General features: G+C 37.4%; 15 protein-coding genes and 1 pseudogene. 8 read left to right on the forward strand and 8 right to left on the reverse strand.

All coding sequences use genetic code 11. The annotated features are described in order from the left end of the window. Positions 1–132: 132 nt before the first annotated feature. From mutT to ACFILA_RS06400, 3 genes are all read right to left on the reverse strand, one after another. The gene (mutT, locus tag ACFILA_RS06390) at positions 133–546 is read right to left on the reverse strand and encodes an 8-oxo-dGTP diphosphatase MutT (RefSeq protein WP_375631082.1); all 414 of its coding nucleotides are present in this window, start codon (positions 544–546) and stop codon (positions 133–135) included. Between the two features lie 125 nt (positions 547–671). After that, on the reverse strand, positions 672–1904 hold the full coding sequence (argJ, locus tag ACFILA_RS06395; protein WP_375660845.1) for a bifunctional glutamate N-acetyltransferase/amino-acid acetyltransferase ArgJ: 1233 nt from the start codon (positions 1902–1904) through the stop codon (positions 672–674). A gap of 129 nt (positions 1905–2033) precedes the next feature. After that, positions 2034–2987, reverse strand: a complete 954-nt coding sequence (locus ACFILA_RS06400) for a peptidylprolyl isomerase (protein ID WP_375660846.1) — start codon at positions 2985–2987, stop codon at positions 2034–2036. A gap of 435 nt (positions 2988–3422) precedes the next feature. Here ACFILA_RS06400 and secA point away from each other — a divergent pair, with 435 nt between their 5' ends. The 4 genes from secA (at position 3423) to prmC (ending at position 8733) form a co-directional block, all read left to right on the forward strand. Next, positions 3423–6140, forward strand: coding sequence for a preprotein translocase subunit SecA (gene secA / locus ACFILA_RS06405; protein WP_273790602.1), 2718 nt, complete (start codon positions 3423–3425; stop codon positions 6138–6140). After that, entirely contained in the window at positions 6079–6570 is a 492-nt protein-coding gene (locus ACFILA_RS06410; RefSeq protein ID WP_273790603.1) for a Fur family transcriptional regulator, read from the forward strand. The genes secA and ACFILA_RS06410 overlap by 62 nt, the downstream gene beginning before the upstream one ends. Before the next feature lie 223 nt (positions 6571–6793). Further along, positions 6794–7870: a peptide chain release factor 1 gene (gene prfA, locus ACFILA_RS06415; RefSeq protein ID WP_375631085.1), complete on the forward strand. Its 1077-nt coding sequence runs from the start codon at positions 6794–6796 to the stop codon at positions 7868–7870. Then, complete coding sequence (gene prmC, locus ACFILA_RS06420; RefSeq protein WP_375660847.1) at positions 7867–8733, forward strand: peptide chain release factor N(5)-glutamine methyltransferase; 867 nt, start codon at positions 7867–7869, stop codon at positions 8731–8733. Before prfA ends, prmC begins: the two co-directional genes overlap by 4 nt. Here the strand turns inward: prmC and nrdF are convergent. The 4 genes from nrdF to nrdH are packed head-to-tail and all read right to left on the reverse strand — an operon-like array spanning position 8730 to position 12470. Next, positions 8730–9704, reverse strand: a complete 975-nt coding sequence (gene nrdF / locus ACFILA_RS06425; RefSeq protein ID WP_273722534.1) for a class 1b ribonucleoside-diphosphate reductase subunit beta — start codon at positions 9702–9704, stop codon at positions 8730–8732. The genes prmC and nrdF overlap by 4 nt on opposite strands. Positions 9705–9715: 11 nt before the next feature. Beyond that, entirely contained in the window at positions 9716–11866 is a 2151-nt protein-coding gene (gene nrdE / locus ACFILA_RS06430; protein ID WP_375660848.1) for a class 1b ribonucleoside-diphosphate reductase subunit alpha, read from the reverse strand. Continuing rightward, positions 11848–12246, reverse strand: a complete 399-nt coding sequence (gene nrdI, locus ACFILA_RS06435) for a class Ib ribonucleoside-diphosphate reductase assembly flavoprotein NrdI (protein ID WP_273790607.1) — start codon at positions 12244–12246, stop codon at positions 11848–11850. The genes nrdE and nrdI overlap by 19 nt, the downstream gene beginning before the upstream one ends. Then, positions 12246–12470, reverse strand: a complete 225-nt coding sequence (nrdH, locus tag ACFILA_RS06440; protein ID WP_273790608.1) for a glutaredoxin-like protein NrdH — start codon at positions 12468–12470, stop codon at positions 12246–12248. The genes nrdI and nrdH overlap by 1 nt, the downstream gene beginning before the upstream one ends. A gap of 682 nt (positions 12471–13152) precedes the next feature. Between nrdH and ACFILA_RS06445 the strand changes: the two genes are divergently transcribed. From ACFILA_RS06445 to ACFILA_RS06460, 4 genes and pseudogenes are all read left to right on the forward strand, one after another. After that, a complete protein-coding gene (locus ACFILA_RS06445) occupies positions 13153–13905 on the forward strand; it encodes an ABC transporter ATP-binding protein (protein ID WP_273790609.1) in 753 nt (250 codons plus the stop codon). Positions 13906–13908: 3 nt separating this feature from the next. Then, the gene (locus ACFILA_RS06450) at positions 13909–14778 is read left to right on the forward strand and encodes a metal ABC transporter permease (protein WP_375631086.1); all 870 of its coding nucleotides are present in this window, start codon (positions 13909–13911) and stop codon (positions 14776–14778) included. Between the two features lie 10 nt (positions 14779–14788). Beyond that, positions 14789–15706: a metal ABC transporter solute-binding protein, Zn/Mn family gene (locus ACFILA_RS06455; protein WP_375631087.1), complete on the forward strand. Its 918-nt coding sequence runs from the start codon at positions 14789–14791 to the stop codon at positions 15704–15706. Positions 15707–17411: 1705 nt separating this feature from the next. Then, positions 17412–17612 (forward strand): annotated as a pseudogene (locus ACFILA_RS06460) (DNA-binding protein). 28 nt (positions 17613–17640) lie between these two features. On the opposite strand, the gene ACFILA_RS06465 reads toward ACFILA_RS06460, so the two are convergent. Further along, positions 17641–18687 carry a sn-glycerol-3-phosphate import ATP-binding protein UgpC gene (locus ACFILA_RS06465; protein WP_375637594.1) on the reverse strand — a complete coding sequence of 349 codons (1047 nt, stop codon included), beginning with the start codon at positions 18685–18687 and terminating at the stop codon, positions 17641–17643. Between the last annotated feature and the right edge of the window lie 2 nt (positions 18688–18689).

An 18689-nucleotide genomic window follows, 5' to 3' on the forward strand; every position in this document is an offset into this window, starting at 1 on the left:
GATTAATTTAACATAAAACAGATTTGAAATGAGAAAGTTTTTTACGACTCTGGACTTCCCCATTTAACATAAAAAATTATAAATTATCATTTTAAATCAATATATTGAATTATATTTTCTTCTTATAACACATTAAAGAAGATGATTTTTCAATACCTGAACCAATGGTTTATCAGCATCAGGCATAGAGTATTTATCAAGATCATTAATAAAAACCCATTCTAAATTTTGCCCCTCTCGTCCTTGCGCAACACCCTCATAATGGTCACAAAGATACAATGGCATTAAGAGATGAAATGTTTTATAGTTATGACTTGCAAATGTTAAAGGGTGTAAATTATTTGGTTGAACATAAATACCAAGCTCTTCCTCTAATTCACGAATCAATGATGCTTCCGGAGTTTCACCTTGCTCAACCTTGCCACCAGGAAACTCCCATAAACCAGCCAGTGATTTTCCTTCAGGACGCTGTGTAAGCAAAACACGATTATTCTGATCGAACAATGCGCATGCAACAACAAGAAGAATAGAACTTTTCATACACATATCACTCCCCAATAGGGAACATAAAAATAACTGACTTTCCTATCATATCCCCTCTGCTCCTAAAAGAGCTCACATACCCCATTTGCTCTGAAAAATAATAAGCTGTTAAATATAAAGTGCATCCATTAACTTCTGTAATCGCTATTGATCATAACGTACTCTTTTGTTAAATCGCAAGACCAAACCGTCGCCGTGCTCTTACCCAAACCGATATCAACACGAATTGTGATGTGTTTACCTTGCATATAAGCACCTATTGTCTCTTCACAATACTCAGGATCTCGTACGCCATTCACGGCCACACGATGCTCACCAAACCAAATCGTCAATAGATCACGATCGACTTCAACACCGGCCTTCCCAACTGCCATAACGACCCGCCCCCAATTCGCATCTTCACCGGCAATAGCCGTTTTTACGAGCGGTGAATTTGCAATTGATAAAGCAATAGTTTTAGCTGCATTGTTTGTTGTAGCGCCCATCACATTAACCTCAATTAAATGACGAGCACCTTCACCATCACAAACAACTTGTAGTGCAAGTTCATGCAGAAGTGCACTCAATTGTTTCACAAAAACCCCATAACGCGGATCAGATTTACTTGTAAGACATGGAAAATGTTCTTTTCCTGTCGCAAACAACATAAGCGTATCTGAAGTGGAGGTATCACTATCAACAGTAATTGAATTGAAAGAACCCTCAACTGCCTCTGATAACATGGATTGGAGTGCATCCGAAGAAATAGTCGCATCACTAACCACAAATGACAGCATTGTCGCCATATCTGGTGCAATCATACCAGCACCTTTTGCAATTCCATTAATGGTAACACGCTCTCCCCCACAGTCAAAAGTGCGCGTCGCAAGTTTTGGAAATGTGTCCGTTGTCATTATGGCTTTTGCAGCTTCCAACCAATTGCCCTCTTCTGCTGTCTCTGCCATACTTGGTAAAAGATTGACAATACCCGATGCATCCATTGGCTCACCAATAACACCCGTAGAAGCTATAAAAATTTCATCTTCTCTAACCTTTAAAGCGTTCGCTGCTGCACAAATAATTGCATCGGTTGTGTGCTTTCCTTTGCTTCCTGTAAAAGCATTTGCATTTCCAGAATTCACAACAACACCCCTCGCAACCCCATGAGGAAGCGATGCACGACAATGCTCTACAGGAGCAGATGGACATTTTGAACGAGTAAAAACACCGGCCACACTCACTGGCTTATCGAATATGATGAAAAGAAGATCTGTACGATCTTTATATTTAATCCCAGCTTCAGCTGTTGCTATCCGTACACCAGATAATGGAGAAAGCTCTTGGATCTTTTGAGGCGACAAAGGAGAGATTTTCAAAACCAAAATATGCTTTCTATAAAAAAATGAAATGATTGCAGATCAATAACCTCTCATAGAAAACTGCTAGGCTTTTTGAACAAAACTAACCTAGCAAATTATCTATTAAAGAGGCTATCTACTTATTTTTCCTAGCTATTCCGTATCTTCTTCATCTGATGTCTCATCGGGAAGTAGCGTCCCATTTTGATGAAGCGATTCCATGATTTTGGTAACATTAGAATCAGGGTATTTCACATCTATCTTGCTACGCAAATCAACAATCAGTTCTTGATAGCGCTTTTTTATTAGCTGTGTCCGCAACATCTCTTTAACATCATCAAATGCAGGCGGTTGTTTTACACGACGATCTTCTAATTTAATAATATGCCAACCAAAAGGACTTTCAACAGGTTGTTTTGTGTATTCGCCAACTTTCAAACCAAATGCGGCATCTTCAAAAGGCTTGACCATTTGACCATGGCTAAAATAACCAAGATCACCCCCAACGGCAGCAGAACCATCTGTTGAACTTTTCTTTGCAATCTCTTCAAAATTTTCGCCTTTATTTAAATGCTTAATGATAGCTTCTGCTTCTTTTCTCGTTTTGACCAAAATATGACGCGCTTTAACCTCATCCTCTTTAGGTAAAGCAGCAACTTCTTGCTTATAAAGAGCTTCCAAATCAGTATCCGATATTTTATCAACAATCTCCTGTTTAAAATAAAGCTGTTGAAGAACATTGTCACGCATGACTGCCATACGTTTATCGTAAGCTTCTGTCTTATCAAGACCCTTGCTTCTTGCTGCTTTTGCGAGTGCCTGCATATCTAAATAAGCTTTTAAAACCATCATACGGCGTTGTTCATCAGGAAAACGTGCTAAATTAGGATTTATTTCAAGCGCTAAATCATCCAATTGGCCTGCTGTAATATTTTTCCCATCAATAACCGCCATAACATGAGAAGGAGAAACGGCTTTTTCAGAAGCTTTCTCTAAAGTCTTTAAATCACTCGACGATGAATTCAAACCTTCTTGAGCACTCACCCCTAAACTTGTACTTGCCAATAAAGTTGATGCTAAAAAAAGCGTGATAAAGTTAAATTTCATAAATATACTCCTTAAAAATGAAGGCAGGTTCAAGATTCCAATTTTCTTTACCATAACACTTTAATCTTTAAACATAGAGAAATAAATTAGTAATTTTATTTTAAAAAAGTATAAAATCATCCTTTTATCTCAGTTTCTCCAATCCTATCTAATGCAGATGAAAAACATGATAATAGAGAAAAATGACATATTGTATCTTAAATTACTTTGTATTGTATCAGTTAAATAGCATACTTAAAGTTGACATAAAGCGCTTAGCCTCTTATCTCTACTTTACAATTAGAGTGAAAAATTGCACACCAGCAAGTATAATGGTACCATCTGCATTTCATGATGTCTCCAATGATATCAGACAACCTGAAGGAAATGTAGAGTATGGGGAGAGCATATGAATTTCCCAACAAGAGTGACAACAATTAAAAGAAAGGGCCAGAGATGGTCAGTTTAGGTGTTTTTGCCCGTAAGTTTTTTGGTTCAGCTCATGAGCGACATCTCAAAGCACTCCGCCAAAAAGTTGCACAAATTAATGCTTTGGAAGAACAATTCCTAAAATTAAGTGATGAGCAGCTTTGCCAAAAAACAGATGCCTTTCGTAAACGTCTTAGTGAAGGTGAAAGTGTTGATTTGCTCTTACCAGAAGCTTTCGCGACTGTTCGTGAAGCCGCAAAACGTGTTTATGACATGCGTCCTTTTGACGTACAACTTATTGGTGGAATGGTCCTTCACGACTGCGGCATAGCTGAAATGCGTACTGGTGAAGGTAAAACCTTAATGGCAACTCTACCAATTTATCTCAATGCATTGGAAGGTAAAGGCGTTCATGTTGTGACAGTAAACGATTATCTCGCCAGTCGTGATGCTGAAACAATGGGAAAAATTTTTAGTTTTCTAGGGCTTACAACAGGCGTGATTCTTCATGATCTTGATAGTGATGCCCGCCGAGAGGCCTATGCATGCGACATCACCTATGCCACAAATAATGAACTAGGTTTTGATTATTTGCGTGATAATATGGCCTTCGATCGTAGTCAAATGGTCCAACGTGGACATCATTATGCAATTGTCGATGAAGTTGATTCGATTCTTATTGATGAAGCCCGTACCCCCCTTATTATTTCTGGTCCTCTAGAAGATCGTACTGACTTCTATAACCTTATTGATACATTTATTCCTGCCTTAACTCCAGAAGACTATGAAATAGACGAAAAACAAAAAACAACGACATTTACCGAAGTTGGTACTGAAAAAATTGAAAAAATGCTCGAACAAGCTGGGCATCTTAAAGGTGAGAGTCTTTATGACATAGAAAATGTCGCTATCGTTCATCATGTCAATAATGCTCTAAAAGCTCATAAACTGTTTGCTCGCGATAAAGATTACATTGTTCGCAATGATGAAATCGTTATTATTGACGAATTTACAGGGCGAATGATGCCTGGGCGGCGTTATTCTGAAGGACTTCATCAAGCGTTAGAAGCTAAAGAGCATGTTGCTATTCAACCAGAAAACCAAACACTTGCTTCCATCACTTTCCAAAATTACTTCCGTATGTATAGGAAATTATCTGGCATGACTGGAACTGCAACAACAGAAGCCGAAGAATTCAGAAATATTTATGGTCTTGACGTTGTCGAAATCCCTACAAATTTGCCAATACAACGTATTGATGAAGATGATGAGATTTATCGAACAGCAGAAGAGAAATATCGGGCAATTGTGCGTGATATCCGTCAAGCGCACGAAAAAGAACAGCCTATTCTTGTTGGAACAACCTCTATTGAAAAGTCAGAACAATTGGCAGAGCGTTTGCGAAAAGAAGGCATTACCGATTTTAGAGTCTTAAATGCTCGCTATCACGAACAAGAAGCATATATCATTGCGCAAGCAGGCGTTCCTAGAGCTCTCACCATTGCAACCAACATGGCAGGACGCGGTACGGATATACAGCTTGGTGGTAATGTTGAAATGCGCATCCGACAAGAGTTACAGGATATCCCCGAAGGTCCAGAGCGGACAGCTAAAATTGAAGAAATAAAAAAAGATGTTCAGAAGCTTAAAGAAAAAGCTTTAGCGGCTGGAGGGCTTTACGTTATCGCTACTGAACGTCATGAAAGCCGTCGTATTGATAACCAGCTTCGTGGACGTTCTGGTCGCCAAGGCGATCCTGGTCGCTCAAAATTCTTTCTCTCTCTTCAAGATGATCTTATGCGTATCTTTGGCTCTAACCGTATGGATGGTATGCTGCAAAAACTTGGATTGAAAGAAAATGAAGCTATTATCCATCCATGGATTAATAAAGCCCTTGAAAAAGCACAAAAAAAGGTCGAAGCACGAAACTTTGAAATTCGTAAAAATCTGCTAAAATATGATGATGTCATGAATGATCAACGCAAGGTTATTTTTGAACAGCGTATGGAGGTCATGAACGCAGATGATTTATCAGAAATGATCCTTGAAATGCGCAATGAAGTCGTAGAGGATCTCGTAGAGGCTTATATTCCATCAGGGACATATTCTGAAAAATGGGATGCAAAAACTCTTGAAGAAGAGCTTCAACAACTCTTTAATCTTGAGCTTCCAGTGGAAGAATGGGCAAAAGAAGATGGAATTGCCGAGGAGCAAATTCTAGAGCGTGTATCAGATGCTGTTACAAAACTTGAAAATGAGCGTACTGAACGATATTCTCCAGAAGTTATGGCTTATTTTCACAAAGCAGTATTGCTCGAAACTATTGACACGTTATGGCGTGAACATCTGGTGAGTTTAGACCATTTGCGTTCTGTTGTTGGTTTTCGTGGTTATGCGCAGCGGGATCCGCTCAATGAATATAAGACAGAATCATTTGAACTCTTTCAAAGTATGTTGAGAAATTTGCGCCGAATTGTCACTTCTAAGCTTATGCGCTTTGAAATCATTCAACACCCCACAGAACCGACCATACCTGAGCAAACTGATGCTGCTTCTTCTGTCTTTAATGATCAAAGTCAAGAAAATGCTCCCACCTTATCGGCACGATCACAAGAAAATAGATTTGTTAATCCACAAGATCGTGACCCTAACGATATAACCACATGGGGAAAAGTTGGACGTAATGAGCGTTGTCCTTGCGGTTCAGAGAAAAAATACAAACACTGTCATGGAGCCTTTATTTGAAAAGCAAATTATGCAAATGAATAAAAAGCGAAATTATGAGCAAGAATTGCGCACCGCTGGTTTAAGAGTAACACGTCAACGACGAGTTATTCTTGATATTTTGACTGATACAAATGATCATCCCAATGCATTTGAAATTTTTCAGCGTGCAAACAAAATAGATTCGAATATTTCACTCTCAACTGTTTATCGAACCATGAAAATATTAGAAGGAAATGGAACAATTCATCGCCATAGCTTTAGTGGTGGTCCATCTCGTTTTGAGCAAGCAGATGGGCAACATCATGATCATCTCATTGATATAGAAACAGGACAAGTCATCGAGTTTCATTCTGATGTTATTGAAAAGCTACAAGAGGAAATTGCAAAATCTCTTGGCTATGATATTATTCATCACCGCCTTGAACTTTACGGAAAAAAAAACTCTTAAAAAAGTGATCATATATCATTAGATAAAAGACCTCAGGCAAATCAAATTTTATAAAAATTTACCTTTAAAATATAATAGTTTTCATTGGCAAAAAAAAAGAATTGCTTTATTACCCCTCTTTGTATGATGCTATACGGTAATTCATTGCCAATATTATAACAAAAAATCATTGCAACAAAATATTATAAAAAATTGTATTATAAAAAATTAGGCCAATATTATCATGGTTTCCTTGCCACAAGATCGTATGAGACAGCTTGAAAAGCGCTTTGAAATAATTGAAAGCCAAATGACGACGAATCCAAATGCTGAAACATATGTCAAATTAGCTTCTGAATATGCAGAACTACAACCCGTTATTGCCTCTATACGCGCATTAAATGCTCTTTACGAAGAGATTACAGAATTAGAAACGATTATCAACGATAAACAAACAGATATAGAGATGCGTAATCTTGCCCAAGAAGAGCTACCATCGTTATATAAAAAAGTAGAGCAATTTGAAAAAGAACTCCAGATTCTGCTTTTGCCTAAAGATGTTGCTGATGAAAAAAACGCTATTGTTGAAATTCGTGCAGGAACGGGTGGATCAGAAGCAGCACTTTTTTCCGGTGATCTTTTCCGCATGTATGAACGTTATGCCCATGCTCACCATTGGAAAGTAGAAGTTATTTCACTTAGTGAGGGGGAAGTTGGCGGATATAAAGAGATTATTGCTACCATTTCAGGAAAAGGTGTCTTTTCTAAATTGAAATATGAATCAGGGGTTCATCGTGTGCAACGCATCCCTGAAACAGAAACAGGTGGACGTATCCATACATCTGCTGCTACCGTTGCTGTGCTTCCAGAAGCTGAAGATATTGATATTGATATTCGTCCTGAAGATATTCGTATCGACACAATGCGTGCATCCGGAGCAGGAGGACAGCATGTTAATACAACGGATTCAGCTGTTCGTATCACGCATATTCCAACAGGAATTATGGTCGTACAAGCAGAAAAATCACAACATCAAAACCGAGCAAGAGCCCTTCAAATTTTACGGGCACGCTTATTCGATATCGAACGACAAAAAGCGGAAAGTGAACGTTCAGCTTCTCGTAAAAGCCAAGTTGGTTCTGGTGATCGCTCAGAACGTATTCGTACCTATAATTTTCCACAAGGACGTGTCACGGATCACCGTATTAATCTAACCTTGTATAAGCTTGATCGCATTCTAGAGGGAGATCTTGATGAGCTTCTTCATGCACTCATCTCAGATCATCAAACAACACTGCTGATGGAAATGGATAATAATTGAGCAAATATTCTTTCAAGAATGTCATCCAACAAATGCAAGAAAAATTGCGCACGAAAGGAATTGCTGAAGCCGATCTCGATGCGAAAATACTCGTTGAATGGATAACAGGAATAAATGCTGCTGAAAGAATTTCTAAACCAGATATGCATCTATCTTCTGAGCATATTATACAAATAGAACAAGCTTTACAACGGCGTATTGCAGGCGAACCCGTTTACCGTATTATAGGAGCACGAGAATTTTATGGTATATCTTTTAAATTGTCTCAAGAGACGTTAGAACCTCGCCCTGATACAGAAACGCTGATAGATCTTGTTCTCCCTTTTCTCCAAAAACAGGTCGAAAATTCGAGAAAAACAACATTCCTTGATATGGGAACAGGAAGTGGCGCCATTGCTATTGCACTCCTTAAACAAATTCCCCAATCCTATGCGGTGGCAGTCGATATTTCTGAAGATGCCCTTAGAACAGCAAAAAAAAATGCAAAAAATGCTGAAGTAGCACACCGCTTCACACCTCTTCTTAGCGACTGGTTTGATTCTGTCGCAGATCGCTTTGATTTTATTGTTTCCAATCCACCTTATATTCCCGCAAAAGATATCAAAAAACTTGCAAAAGAAGTGCGCTTACATGACCCATTGCGCGCTCTGATAGGAGGAGAAGATGGACTTGATTTTTATCAAAAACTCGCCCATGAAGCAGCCAACTACTTAAAAGAAAACGGCTATATCGCTGTTGAAATTGGTTTCTCTCAAGAAAATGAAGTCTGCAATTTGTTCGAAAAAAATGGTTTTCAATGTTTAGAAGTGCGCAAAGATCTAAGTGGAATACCCCGCGCACTTCTATTTGCATGCAAACATTAAAATTCCCAATCATCATCCGTGGTAGCAACCGCCTTGCCGATGACATAAGAAGAACCTGCCCCTGAAAAAAAGTCATGATTTTCGTCAGAGTTTGGTGATAAAGCTGCCAAAATAGCGGGATTAACACGACAAACCTCAGGGGGGAAAAGAGCTTCAAAACCTAAATTCATTAAAGCCTTGTTTGCATTATAATGAAGAAAAATTTTAACATCTTCTGTCAATCCAAGCGCATCATAAAGATCTTCAGTATATTTGCACTCAATGTTATAAAGATCAAAGAGCAGGTTAAAAGCAAAATCTTTAATTTCTTGTCTTTTGGCTTCATCAAGCTTTGCAAAGCCCAATTGGAATTTATAACCTATATAATAACCATGGACTGCTTCATCACGAATGATTAGTCGAATGAGGTCTGCTGTATTGGTCAACTTAGCGCGACTGGCCCAATACATGGGCAAATAAAAACCAGAATAAAATAAAAAGCTTTCCAGCAAAGTCGAAGCAATTTTTTTCTTAAGTGGATCATTTGCTTCATAACGCTCAAGTACTAATCTAGCCTTTTTCTGCAAATGAATATTTTCTTCTGACCATCTAAACGCGTCATCAACTTCTACCGTCGAACAAAGGGTTGAAAAAATAGAGGAATAAGAACGTGCATGAACCGCTTCCATGAAGGCAATATTCGTCAAAACTGCCTCCTCATGCTCTGTTATCGCATCAGCCAGAAGCGAAATGGCTCCTACAGTGTTTTGAATTGTATCTAAAAGCGTTAGTCCTGTAAAAACACGAATTGTCAATTTACGTTCTTCATCCGTTAAGCTTGACCATGAGGGAATGTCATTGGAAAGTGGAACCTTCTCAGGTAACCAAAAATTCCCAGTTAAGCGATTCCATACTTCAAGATCCTTCTCATCATGTAATCTATTCCAATTAACAGCGCACACAACAGGATTTTTGGTTGTAATCTTTGTCATATGATGATCTCCTATAAACTGCAAGAAACACAGCCATCAACTTCCGTTCCACTTAATGCTACTTGCCGTAACCGTACATAGTAAATACTCTTGATACCCTTTTTCCAAGCATAAATTTGTGCGCGGTTAATATCACGTGTGGTCGCTGTATCAGGAAAAAATAATGTTAATGAAAGACCTTGATCAACATGCTGTGTTGCAGCAGCATAGGTATCTATAATTTTTTCAGGGCCAATCTCATAAGCATCTTGGTAAAAATTCAAATTCGTATTATCCATATAAGGAGCGGGATAATAAACGCGCCCAATTTTTCCCTCTTTGCGAATTTCAATTTTTGAAGCAATTGGATGAATAGAAGAAGTGGCATGATTAATATAGGAAATAGATCCCGTAGGTGGAACTGCCTGCAAATTGCGGTTATAAAGCCCATACTCAATAACTAATTTTTTGAGTTCCTGCCAATCCTTTTGATCTGGGATAACAATATTATTCCGTGCAAAAAGCTCTTGCACAAGCGCAAATTGCGGTTTCCATTCTTTTTCAATATATTTTTCGAAAAAACTTCCATCTGCATAAGCTGATTTTTCAAACCCTGCAAACATTTCTTGACGTTCGTGCGCAATTAAATTGGAAGCCCGTATGGCATGATATGTCACAATATAAAAATAGATATTGGTAAAATCAATCGCTTCTGGAGACCCATAATAGATCTGCTCACGCGCTAGAAACCCATGCAAATTCATTTGTCCCAAACCAATCGCATGACTTTCAGCATTGCCTTTCGCAATGGAAGGCACACAGGCAATATTGCTCATATCCGAAACAGCAGTAAGAGCACGAACAGCAGATTCCACGGTCTGTCCAAAATCAGGACTTTCCATTGCTTTGGCAATATTCATGGATCCAAGATTACAGGATATATCACTTCCAATCGTGCGATAAGTTAAATCTGTCTCCAGTTCACTCGCCTCACTCACCTGCAAAATTTCTGAACATAAATTGCTCATACTTATGCGCCCAGCTATCGGATTCGATCGATTAGCAGTATCCTCAAATAAAATATAGGGATAACCTGACTCAAATTGAATTTCCGCTAATGTCTGGAAAAAAACGCGTGCACTTATTTTCTTTTTACGAATCTTTGCATTATCAACAAAAGAACGATAATGCTCCGTTAAAGAAATATCGCTAAAAGGCTTACCTGTCACACGCTCGATATCATACGATGAGAAGAGGTACATATCCTCATTATTCCGTGCAAGCTCAAAAGTAATATCAGGAATAACGACACCAAGCGAAAGCGTTTTAATTCTAACTTTTTCATCAGCATTTTCACGCTTTGTATCCAAAAATTTCATAATATCTAAATGATGAGCATGCAAATAAACAGCTCCAGCCCCCTGTCGTGCCCCAAGCTGATTGGCATAAGAAAAAGAATCTTCCAAGAGTTTCATCACCGGTAAAACACCTGAGGACTGATTTTCTATTTGCTTAATTGGTGCCCCTGCTTCCCGCAAATTCGTTAAACAAAGCGCCACACCTCCACCACGTTTTGAAAGCTGCAAAGCCGAATTAACCGCACGACCTATCGATTCCATATTATCTTCAACACGTAGCAAAAAACACGAAACCAATTCACCTCGTTGTTTTTTCCCAGCATTTAAAAATGTCGGTGTTGCCGGTTGAAAACGTCCTGTAATAATTTCATCCACAAAATTTTCAGCAAGAGCTTTATTCCCTTGTGCCAAATATAAAGCTACAAGACAGACGCGATCTTCATAACGTTCAAGATAACGTTTCCCATCAAAAGTCTTCAGTGTATAGCTGGTATAATACTTAAATGCGCCTAAAAAGGTAGGAAAACGAAACTTAAATGCATAAGCACGTTTAAAAAGTTTTTTAATAAAAGAAAAATCATAAAGCTCAAATAAAGCTTTTTCATAATAACCTTCTTCTATTAAGTAATCTATTTTTTCCCTCAGGTTATGAAAAAAAACTGTATTTTGATTAACATGCTGAAGAAAATATTGCCGTGCGGCAAGCCGATCCATATCAAATTGAATATGACCATTTTCATCATAAAGATTAAGCATTGCATTCAGCGCATGATAATCAGTAATCTGATCCGATTTCTGCGATTGTCCTATACTAATTGTTTCCAAAATATTTCCAATCCCTTTTTTACATAAATAACGTCTTCATCAGTTCCACGCAGCTCAAAACGATAAAGGCAAGGTACACAACATTTTTCAGCAATAATTTTACTTGCTAAATTATAATAGCGACCAAAATTACGATTCCCACCGCCAATAACACCACAAATTAATTTTCGGTTCTCAGCTTCATTAAGAAACTGGACAACGGCTTTCGGCACTGCCCCTCTTCCTTCACCATCTGCATATGTAGGAACAACCAGTACATAAGGTTCACCAACCAATGCAGAAGGCTTTCTTTTATCAATTTTGAAGAGTCGTTGACCAAGCTGCGAGACAAAATGCTGTGTATTACCCGTTGCACTCGAATAATAAACAATAAGCCCCATTAAGCACAAAGACCACTAATCATATCTGGTCTAAAACCAGACCAATGATTTTCACCACAAACAACGACAGGAACCTGACGATACCCCAGAGATTGAACAAAACTGTATGCTTGTTCATCACAGGAAATATCAACAACACGATAACGAATGCCTTTTGCATCAAAAGCGCGGCGTGTAGCATCACATTGGACACAAGATGGTTTACTATAAATAGTGATCGACATTTTCTTCAACTTTCACAATTCCAAACAATCAACCCTCAAAGGTCAATCTAATAATTTTATAGGTACTCAAGAATAACAAAAAATAGAAATTGTACGCAAAGCATGTGGTTATTTTTCAAATAGTACACAGCTTCCTGAATATAACAGAATTCCTCATCAAATAACTTCAAAGACTATGATGAGAATAAGAGATTATTCTACAACTTAAATGGCAAAGCCCCCTAGTTATAAAACAATCTTTTGCTTGCATTACAATTCCCTCCTGCTGTCTAAAAAACTAACGTTCTAAACTACCGTCTTCCAAGAGCTCTGTTTTACTCTTTTACGGCAAAAATCAATTACAAAAATGAAAGGGAATCCTTCCAAAAGAGATCCTTCAGCAAAAATACTGCTATACCCTTGGTCAATAAACTCTTTACAATAATGGAAATAACTTAGATACCAAACGAAACACACTAACACCCTCTCTTGTGCTTATTTAGAATCACCAATCATTTTGATACTATATATAGTATATACTCTCTCTCTTTCGTCAAGGTGAATTCAATTATTATTTTTAATTTTCCACGATCTTCCCACTAAAATTTTCAGTACTCAAAACTATGTAATAATATAACATTTTGTTGACAAACGTTATATTATTACATAGTTTCCAAAATAATAAGCAACGATGGTAAAAAATATGGATCTGCTCTTCAATAAGACAACATTAGGCTATAGGAATAGAATAGCAATAAAGAACTTTTCAGCAAAGTTAAAAGCTGGTTCATTGGTCGCAATAACAGGTGATAATGGCGCTGGAAAATCGACACTGCTAAAAGCCATCGCCGGATTGATTAAACCTCTTAAGGGAAAAATTATAAAACAAAAAAAAAGTCGCATTGCTTATCTTGCTCAGCAATGTGATATAGATCAAACATTTCCAATTGATGTGAAAACGCTTGTAAAAACAGGACTGTGGTCTTTTTGTGGATTATGGAAAAATCAACGCCCTTATGATTCTAAGATTCAAAATGCGCTTAAAATGGTTGGGCTTACAGAACTCGCACCCCGTTCACTTGAAACATTATCAGGCGGGCAATTACAACGCGCTCTTTTTGCACGTATCATTGTGCAAGATGCCAATATTATTTTGCTTGATGAACCTTTCAATGGTGTAGATCATAGTACCCAAAAAGACCTTCTTGCACTGATCACATACTGGCAACAGCAAGGACGCACAATTCTCACCGCACTCCATAACCCTCTCATCGTGCAAGAATTTTTCCCCCAAATGATTCAAATTGATCAACAAAACGCCTTTTATGGAGAAACAACACAGTTTTTAAACAACACCATTCATCACGTTATGCCACCTCTCTCATCCAATTCTTTCCCTGTTAGCGCACAAAAACAAAATCTTCCCATCAATGATCCTCTCTTTCTTAGGTTATAAGACGTGTATGCATTTTTTCTTGCCCCCTTTGTTGATTTCCAATTTATGCAAAACGCCCTTATCGGTTCTATTTTCCTGTCTATTAGCGCTTGTCCTGTTGGTGTGTTTTTGATGCTCCGTGGAATGAGCTTGACAGGAGATGCTATCTCTCATGCCATTCTTCCTGGTGTTGCAACTGCTTTTCTGATTTGTGGTTTTTCCCTCATATCTATGACACTTGGTGGCATCTTCGCTGGTCTTATTGTTGCTTTAGCAACCATTTTGATTTCACGAAACAGCTTTCAGAAAGAAGATGCATCCATGACCGTCTTTTATCTTATTGCACTCGCGGCAGGTGTCATTATTATCTCACTGAAAGACTCAACAATTGAGCTGCTTCATCTCTTATTCGGATCGGTTCTTGCACTTGATGCACAAGCCCTTTGGTTAATCGCTACTATAATGCTGATTACACTATGCAGCCTTTGTATTTTTTGGCGTGCACTCGTTTTAGAAAGCTTTGACCCCCTCTTTTTTAAATCACTCTCTCCATTGAGTAAATATATTCATATTTCATTGCTTGGACTTGTGGTGTTGAATCTGGTTGGAGGCTTTCAATCACTAGGAACATTACTCTCCGTTGGCATTATGATGATTCCAGCCATTACAGCCCGTTTTTGGTTTTCACGGCTAGGCCCTATTTGCGCGCTTTCCACTCTTTTTGGAATCATTTCTAGCGTATGTGGTCTTCTGCTTTCTTTTCATCTTTCACTTCCCTCCGGCCCTGCTATCATCATTGCCGCAGGATTTATTTATCTTGTTTCCTGTTTGATAAGTCCACGTGGCTTTATTGTAACATGGTTTCCCCACCTCTTTTATACCTCCTCACTTTAAGGAAAAAAATGTGCCTAAGTTTGCTCAAAAATTTGCTCTTCTTGGAGCTTTATTGCTTGCCCTTTCTCCATTTTCTGCTTCTGCACACAATAAAATCAAAGTTGTTGCGAGCTTTTCTATTCTCGCAGATCTCGTCAAAAATGTAGGAGACAACCATATCTCTATGACCACTTTTGTAGGTCCCAATGCGAATACCCACACTTATGAACCTACCCCCCATGATGCTCAAGCTCTTAGAAATGCTCAAATTATTTTCATCAACGGGCTTCATTTAGAAGGATTTATTGATCGCCTCATTACAGCAAGTGGTACAAAAGCACTTCTTGTCGAAGTTAGCGCTAACATTCCCTCCCTCAAAATGAAAAATCAAGAACATAATGCCCATCACCACCACAGCGTTATTGATCCACACGCTTGGCAAACCATTCCCAATGTCAAAATCTATGTGAAGAATATCGCTGCTGCTTTTTGTAAAATCGATCCACAATCCTGCACCAGCTACAAAAAAAATGCCGAAACCTACATTCAAAAACTTAAAATAGCACAAGATACCCTGAAAACAAAAATTGCTACTATTCCTAAAGATAAACGTATCATTATCACATCTCATGACGCCTTTGGCTATTTTGCCAAGGAATATGGTTTTACTATCCTTGCCCCTCAAAGTGCTTCAACAGAAGCTGAAGCATCCGCAGCCGATGTTGCTAAACTTATCAAACAAATTAAAGCGAATAAAGCAGCTGCACTATTCGTTGAAAATATCTCTAATCCCCGTCTCATAAAACAGATTGCAAAAGAAACAGGTTTAACAATTGGTGGAACACTTTATTCTGATGCATTGTCAAACAAAAATGGTCCAGCAGCAACTTATCTCGATATGATGGAACATAATGTGAATACCATCATTGATGCCATCACAAAACATTAAGATCTTCTACAAAAGAGATAAAAAAGAGTTCATAAAATCATAAGTCTATGATTATATTACTAATGATGCCCAACATCTATAATTGATAACATTGATATGAAATAAAGTGACTTTTACAGAGAAATTTATATTCAATAGATTCTAAGATAGATAAAGTAAGTGGATTTATTACCTCATGGTGCCCAAATCATTAGCAGTAGCACTCTACTTTTCAATGATTCTTTTACAATAACTCTCGACACTTGAAACGATTCATAAGAAGCATTTGGTGTCTCTTTCTTAAAATATTTTTATCTATCCAACTCCATTTATAACATGCAAATGGGATTAGCGTATGAATAAAAACCACTTGAAGAAAAAATGCCTCTTCTAAAGAGTCTCAACACAATAATTGTTGCAATGTTGGAGACTGAAAGAGAGTATGATGATGTCCCCAGCTTGCACTTTTATAAGCATAAAGATGGCGATACACTGTGGATTTTATGTTATACCACTCATAAAAGACTGCGTGAAAAAATAGTTGGAACAACCTTGCAAGATATTTTTTAAAACAAGTGCGTGAATTGGCAACCCAATAGCCTTCTGTTTAGGTATTCTGTTTTGTATGAGAGGTGCAATTCTATTCAAAGAACATAATAAAAAAATGTGTTCAGCAATGCGTAATCTCCATTATGTAAGAGACATTGGCTCAGATTTTTTTTGAAAATCGCAATACTAAATTAAAAGATGAGGCTAAGGATAGAAACTATTTTTTATCTTGATGCTTTCATATTCTCCCTAAATTAAGCTGTCTCCTCATTTTAGAAATTACATAAGAAGACAAGCTTATTCCACTCTGACATACAAAACTAAATACAACACCGAACCGTCTTCATATTTGTCTCAAACATACTGCTGTATAAAGTTTAGGTTGATTTATAAGCAACAAAAAAGCACGCGCTTTATAAGAAAATAATATCATAAAACCATTAATAGACTGGCAATATATTGAAAAAATATACCAGTTTTTATAAAATGCTTTGCAAAACAATAATATAACTGTCTTTGTCTCTGCTGATTCTTATAGGTGTTCGCACCAATCCCTTATGTTATATTCATAAAGATCTGTTTTAGGATGATCTATAGGCAATTTTTAACTCAAGAATATAGAAAGATCGATGAGATGTTACAGATGTGTTTCATCTGCTTTTATCGTTAACAGTAATGAAAATTCTAAAACAAGCACGCCTTCTATCTCTCAGTAATTTTTTTGCAACTTATCAGATACCCTCGCTGAGAATTGCATAGTGATTTACATGAGAAAAAATAAACTTGTAGCATGCGCGCATAGGTTTCTCTCTAATTTATGTGATTGGTAGAAAAAACAAATGCTTCTTATAGGAGCTCTGAAACCATTTTAGATCATATGGTCAGCAGTAAAATAGAATGCGCCTATTCTCGTACAGACTATTTAGAACAGCGTCGTATTTTGTGGATAAAATAGACTTCTTATGTTAGGGATCAAAGCTAAAATATGGGGTGCATCCTCCCTTATCTGTGACGCATTTTTCTCTCTATTTCTCTCATTTACTTTTTATAAGATACATAAATTATTACATCAAGAAACATATGATAATATGTTGTTTTTTTATAATAAAATTATAAATGAATAAAAATATGGTTAATAAAGATTTATTCTATATTGATATTTTTTATAATGAAAATGATGTTTGAAAATAATATTCTTCTTACAGACCGTGAAACCGCAAAATTTTTTCATATAAATGTTTTGAAATTCTCAGCGCCATGGGACAATGGATTATTACCAAAACTATTAAATTTTTGTTTTTAATCCCATCGGTTACAACCTGATTTTGTAAATGTAATCGAGAAAGTCAAAACGCAACATTATCATGAGGCAGCATAAAAGAGAGTCGTGTCACATCAATTAATGCTTACTTATTATTTGTGCGCTTTCCTGTGTTTTTATTAAAAGTATGAAAATTCTGATGAGCAACTGTGAAACTTAGTTTTTGACCATAGTCGTGTGTCAAGCGTTCTTTTATTTCAATCGTAAAGATGATACCATTCCAACGCGTTAAAACATGGCAACCTGTTCCAATAGGCTTGATAAGCTCAATTTTTGTGTGAAAGACTGGTCCTTTATCTGGATGTTCGCCCAATAAGATTATTTCAGGTCTGAATGCTAAAAGATCAGTTTCTTCGCCATAAGTAAATGAATGCCCTAAATGTTGTTCTAAGACATGGCGATCAAGAAAATTCATAGGAGGAGAACCAATAAAATCAGCAACAAATGTTGTTGCTGGAGTATCGTAAATTTCCATTGGTGTTCCAATTTGCTCGATAGCTCCTTTATTCAAAACGACTATTCTATCAGCTAATGTCATAGCTTCTAGTTGATCATGGGTAACATAGAGGCTCGTTGTTCCTAATGAACGCTGTAGTGTTTTTATCTCAATACACATTTGTGCCCGTAATTTTGCATCAAGATTTGAAAGAGGTTCATCAAAGAGAAAAACACGGGGTTGACGTACAATCACACGCCCCATTGCAACACGCTGGCGTTGTCCTCCTGATAATTGTCGTGGTTTACGATCAAGAAATGGTTCTATCTCCAAAAGCTTTGCAGCATGTGCGATACGTTTTTTAATTTCTTCTTTAGGGGTTTTGCGATTTTTAAGACCATATTCTAAATTTCCACGAACTGTCATATGGGGATAAAGGGCATAATTTTGAAAAACCATAGCGATATCACGATCAGCGGGTTCACGATCATTGATACATTCGTTATCAATGCATAATTCACCTGAGGTAACTTGTTCAAGTCCTGCTATAATACGTAATAAGGTCGATTTTCCGCACCCTGAAGGACCGACAAGAACAAGAAGTTCTTTATCGGCAACAGTTAAGTTTAAATCATCAATGACCAGAATGCCGTTGTCATACTGTTTTTTTATATTTGATAACTGGATTATGGCCACAA

The sequence above is a fragment of the Bartonella sp. CL71SXKL genome, assembly GCF_042194935.1.
GTDB lineage: Bacteria > Pseudomonadota > Alphaproteobacteria > Rhizobiales > Rhizobiaceae > Bartonella.